Here is a 4,603-nt window from a genome sequence, read left to right as displayed (position 1 = left end):
CCGATGTACAACCCTTCTGTGAGATTTCCGCGTCGAGTCCCTCAGACTTTTACGCTACAACCTTGAAAAGACGCCATAAAACCGGATTGTGATGGGTGAACGGGACTTTCCCGGTTGTCTTCCCAGTCTGGGAACTCACATGCTGCGTCTTATCGGCTCTCATTACCACTTCCGCCGTGCCGTCCCCGTCGTGCTGCAAGCCTGTCTTGGCAAAACAGAAATCTCCCTCTCCCTGCAAACCGAAAGCAAGTTTCTGGCCCGTCAACGGGCTGCTGCCCTTTATGCCCGGACAGGCGAAGTTTTCCATAAAGCCCGAACCATGCAGGGCCGGTTCTCAGACAAAGAACTGACATCCCTCCTCACCTTTCAAAGCCCGGTGACGCTGGAACCTGAAAAGAATGCTCAGGGAGCGGAGGCAACCTCTGCTCCCCAACGGAAGACCGTAAAACCGAGGGAGAAGCTGACCTGTAAAGTTATCAGAAAACCTCGTCGCACCAAGAAGAAACCACCTGCCCTCATGCTCTCGGGCGCTTTGATGCAGTTTGTCTTGAGTAACCCCAACGCCAGCACTGATACCAAGGAGGCAACTCAAAGAACGGTTGCCCTTTATATCCGGGCTTTTGGGGATACGCCTGTCAGTGACATCGGCGGCAGTCAGGCCGGAGCTTTTCGTGATCTGCTTCTTACCCTGCCTGCGACACTGGCAAAGGTAAAAGCAATCTGACACTGCAACAGGAGGCACAGAGAGCTAGGTCTGATGGTCTCCCGACCCTGAGCAATAAAAGCGTGAAAAACCACATGCTCCGTCTGTCGGCTTTGTGGAACCAACTGGTGCAAAGGGAATTGGTGGCAAAAAACCCTTGGTCCGGCTGGCACTTTGAAAGGGCCCCAAGACCGTACGAAGAAGCTGGACACCACAGGAACTGGCACTACTGGCATCTGCTTCATGGCATAGTTCCTTGGTGCCTGAACCGACTTTCCGGCTTGTTACCCTTATTGCTGCCTATACCGGCATGAGGCTGGAAGAAATCTGTAATCTACGGAATGAGGATATTCAGGAGGTCGATGGCATTCCGTGTTTCCTTATCCGCCCGCACCCCGAAGATAAATGGACACCCAAGACAGAAGCAGGCACCCGTAATGTACCCATTCACAGCACTTTGCTGGACTGGGGCATTCTGGACTTCAGGAAAGACGGCGAGAAATTCCTGTTCTCGGAACTGAAAACACCCCAAAGCGGGCCGCGTGGTACCGACTTTGGCCGGAATTTCTCGAAGTTCAAAACAACAATTGACCTTCCTGCCGCCATTACGTTCCATAGCTTCCGACACACGGTCTCGACCCGCCTACGCAATCAAGCCGGAGACCTCCGAGAACTCTGGATTGATGCTCTATTGGGTCATGAAGCCAGTCACAAAAGTCAGGGGGCCAGAACCTATCTCTCAGGTATTACTACCGAAAATCTCAAGCAGACTGTGGAAACTGTTAGGTGTCCGACGTTCCGTTTAAGACAAAATCTATGATCGCTGTGAGGTGATAACGAAAGACATGATTGCAGCTCTTCAGCAAGCAGCCCGATTTACAAACGCATCCTGAATGCTGTGCTCCAGGGACCTTCCGGCTCTGGGGCATCGACCTCCAAAGCGCCTCCATGACCTAGTATAATCTGTCTTGCCAGACTGAGACCTACTCCGTTTCCGTTCTCTTTGAACGAGACAAAAGGATGGAAAATCTCTTCGTGTAAGGACGGGTCAAGACCCATTCCATTATCCCTGACGATGATCACCGCAGCACCATCAATAACCTCAGCAACAATTTGGACCGAGGGTGAAGGCTGACCTGCACACGCCTCTGCCGCATTGTTGAGAATGTTAAGCAGAGCCTGCTCGATCTGAACTTTATCCACTCTAATCAAAACCCGTGTGAAGGGAAGGCACAATTCAAGCGGGACGCCATTACCCCAGCGGGCGTGAAAGAGCGTTTGCGTCTCACGCAGGAGCACTTCAAGCTCAACAGGAGCCAAATCCGGTGGAGGCAGCCGCGCGAGTTCCCGGTAACCCCTTACAAATTTATCCAGACCTTCTGCTCGCCTCCGCAGGGTCATCAATGCTTCACGGATAAGGGGAGAGGATGCATCCTTATCAGCGTCTGTAAATAACTCTTCCGCCGTGACGGAAAGGGAGACAATGGGCGTAAGAGAGTTCATAATCTCATGGCTCAAAATCTGAAGCAGATCCCGCAACGCCTGTGCTTCAGCTGCCTTCAGGCCAGCTTCCACATTGGTCAGCGCTAGATACTCAACAATCCCCCCTACTCCGGCTCCTTGCCCGACTGACAGCGCATACATCCGTAACCGACTATCGGCGGAAGAATGTAGCCTTATCATACGACCTTCAGAAGAAACGCGTTTGTCAGTCAAGGCCGCAAGCAATTCGGCTGGAGGATTTATTAGGCGATCTTCCGTTTTAAACAGTTTGCGTGCCGCGCGGTTTGCAGCGTGCAATGTGCCATCCACACTCCGGAACAACAACGGCACGGGCGCATGGTCCAGCAGGGCACGGTTGCGCAGTTTTTCACGATCAGTCGTCGTGACGACTGAGGGTTCACTACGCTGATTCCGCCGGGCCAGATCAATCTGTGTTGCAACCAGAGACACAATGCACCCAACACCCACGCACACCAGAAGAGAGGCCGTGGCATAAAGGCCCCGTTGCCAGACAGGCGTAAGCAGCAGGCATGCTGCAACAAGCCCAGTGAGCCTGATTACGGCAAACGAGGCTTTATGGAGTTTAAAGCCCATAACGGGCCATGCGCCGGTAGAGTGCAGGACGTGTCAGGCCCAGCTCTTTGGCGGCCTGTGTCACGTTAAAACTGTGTCGACGCAACGCAGCCTCAACCAGTGATTTTTCTGTGTCGCGCAAGGTCAGTGGTTCAGAGGCCTGGTTTGCAGCCTTGCTTGCGGAGAGCTGCCATTCTCCCATAATCACCACGCGTTCTAGTGCGGCCCGCAGTTCCCTTACATTTTGGGGCCATGCCTCGGCCTGTAGGGCCGCAATGTGGTCCGCGTCACATTGGGGTTCAGGCAGCCCATGCCGCGCGGAAAAATAATGTAGAAAGTGGCTGGCCAAAGCAGCAATATCCTCTGGCCGCTCCCGCAAAGGTGGAATTACCAGACTCACCATACCAAGATGCAACATCAGCTTGGGCTGCAGGCGTTCACTCAGCGCTGCGCAAAATCCAGTGAGGACAGGGCTATAAGGCGCGGTGGAGCACTCCCGTCAAGCCGGTCTGTCAAACGGCGCTGTAGCGTTGGAGAAAGCGCTTCTATTTCCCGGCATATCCATACACCGCCCTCCTGTGGCAAATCACCACAGTCTTCTGCACTAAAACTCTGCGCAGCACTGGCTTCTGACGAAAGATCCTGAATACGCCGTGCAAGAAGCATTTTCCCAACCCCTGAAGGGCCGGAAATAAGGACACATGCGCGCGTTGGGGCAATCCGGTCTGCCTCACTAACAATCTGCTTTATGGCATCGGAGGCCGTGATCAGAACCGGCTCTACGTCAAAACCATTATTGCGACCACATTTTTCCAGAACACTGGTGACCAGACTGACCAACCGGTCGTTGTTCCAGGGCTTCATGACAAAATCGGTCGCACCTGTCCGCATCGCCTCAACCGCTATGCTCACCCCGCTATGCCCAGTAACGACAAGAACTGGCAAATCCCGCCGCAACACAAGCATATCTTTCAGTAAAGCCAGCCCTTCTGCACCGGTGCGTGCGCCTTTGGTGTAGTTAAGGTCCAGCAGCACCAAGTCAACAGGATGAGAGGCCAGCAGCGTCAAGGCCTCTGCAGCATCATAGGCGGACAATATTTTAATTCTCCGCCGCTGGAAGAGTAGACGGGCCGCAACCTGAATATCCCGATCATCATCAACAAACAGCAGGCATGGCGAACCTGCATCGTGAGCCGTATCGGTCTCTCTCACTTTGCTTCGAAATGTCGTCATTATTCTGTTGACAGCTCCCTGAAAGGTGTCCGTTTCCGGACAGTCCGTCCATTTCCGAACAGACACATAAACGACAGTAAAAATATCCTTTATTTTTCAATAGGATATAATTTTATGATTCTACGATACACTGTATTTCAAGAGGAGAAACAGTGTATGCGTCACCCGGTTTCAGGCAACGTGGAAATGCCAGAAAAACCTCAGCCCTTGTCCGGCTCCGGCATGGACCGGGCGGTTGTTCCATCCGCCCGAAAGATCTTTCTGCGTCGCGCCGTGCGTTATGGTAGCCCCGTTGCAGTTGTCCTGCTGATCTGGGGTGGGTGGCATCTTGTCCCCGCTTCCGGCTCCTTGTCCGTCAAGCGTGACCAGCTTTCCGTGGCCACAGTGCAGTCTGCACCCTTTCTCGATTATCTGCCGCTACGGGCCACTGTAGCCCCTTTGCATGTTATACCAACCGTTGATTGCTATAACCCATGAGCCCAATTGCGCAGTCCGATTGACATGATGCGCCAAGGTTGATCGACGAGCTGGTTCCAGGCATGGCAGGCGATATCGACGCGGAAATCTCACAGAAGGGTTGTACATCGGGTT

Annotated in this window: 4 protein-coding genes and 1 pseudogene; 2 read left to right on the top strand and 3 right to left on the bottom strand. The window is 53.4% G+C overall.

Annotation, left to right across the window (positions count from 1 at the left end; all coding sequences use genetic code 11):
- Positions 1-139: 139 nt before the first annotated feature.
- A pseudogene (locus AD944_RS17680) lies at positions 140-1,523 on the top strand (DUF6538 domain-containing protein).
- 56 nt (positions 1,524-1,579) lie between these two features.
- On the opposite strand, the gene AD944_RS01230 reads toward AD944_RS17680, so the two are convergent.
- The 3 genes from AD944_RS01230 to AD944_RS17310 are packed head-to-tail and all read right to left on the bottom strand — an operon-like array spanning position 1,580 to position 4,012.
- Positions 1,580-2,800, bottom strand: a complete 1,221-nt coding sequence (locus AD944_RS01230) for a sensor histidine kinase (protein ID WP_045543218.1) — start codon at positions 2,798-2,800, stop codon at positions 1,580-1,582.
- Entirely contained in the window at positions 2,790-3,197 is a 408-nt protein-coding gene (locus tag AD944_RS17315) for an AAA-type ATPase lid domain-containing protein (RefSeq protein ID WP_236709288.1), read from the bottom strand. Before AD944_RS17315 ends, AD944_RS01230 begins: the two co-directional genes overlap by 11 nt.
- A 23-nt stretch (positions 3,198-3,220) precedes the next feature.
- Positions 3,221-4,012 carry a sigma-54-dependent transcriptional regulator gene (locus AD944_RS17310; protein ID WP_236709289.1) on the bottom strand — a complete coding sequence of 264 codons (792 nt, stop codon included), beginning with the start codon at positions 4,010-4,012 and terminating at the stop codon, positions 3,221-3,223.
- A gap of 156 nt (positions 4,013-4,168) precedes the next feature.
- On the opposite strand from AD944_RS17310, the gene AD944_RS01220 reads away from it, so the two are divergent.
- Entirely contained in the window at positions 4,169-4,489 is a 321-nt protein-coding gene (locus AD944_RS01220; RefSeq protein ID WP_045543219.1) for a hypothetical protein, read from the top strand.
- Positions 4,490-4,603: the final 114 nt, after the last annotated feature.

This window comes from Acetobacter tropicalis, from assembly GCF_001580915.1.
GTDB classification, from domain to species: domain Bacteria; phylum Pseudomonadota; class Alphaproteobacteria; order Acetobacterales; family Acetobacteraceae; genus Acetobacter; species Acetobacter tropicalis.
This window is presented reverse-complemented; position numbering and strand designations above follow the sequence as displayed.

Excerpts from the sequence above, each read along its gene's own strand:
- AD944_RS01220 (WP_045543219.1), top strand. The coding sequence starts at position 4,169 with ATGCGTCACCCGGTTTCAGGCAACGTGGAAATGCCAGAAAAACCTCAG.
- AD944_RS01230 (WP_045543218.1), bottom strand. The coding sequence starts at position 2,800 with ATGGGCTTTAAACTCCATAAAGCCTCGTTTGCCGTAATCAGGCTCACT.
- AD944_RS17315 (WP_236709288.1), bottom strand. The coding sequence starts at position 3,197 with ATGTTGCATCTTGGTATGGTGAGTCTGGTAATTCCACCTTTGCGGGAG.
- AD944_RS17310 (WP_236709289.1), bottom strand. The coding sequence starts at position 4,012 with ATGACGACATTTCGAAGCAAAGTGAGAGAGACCGATACGGCTCACGAT.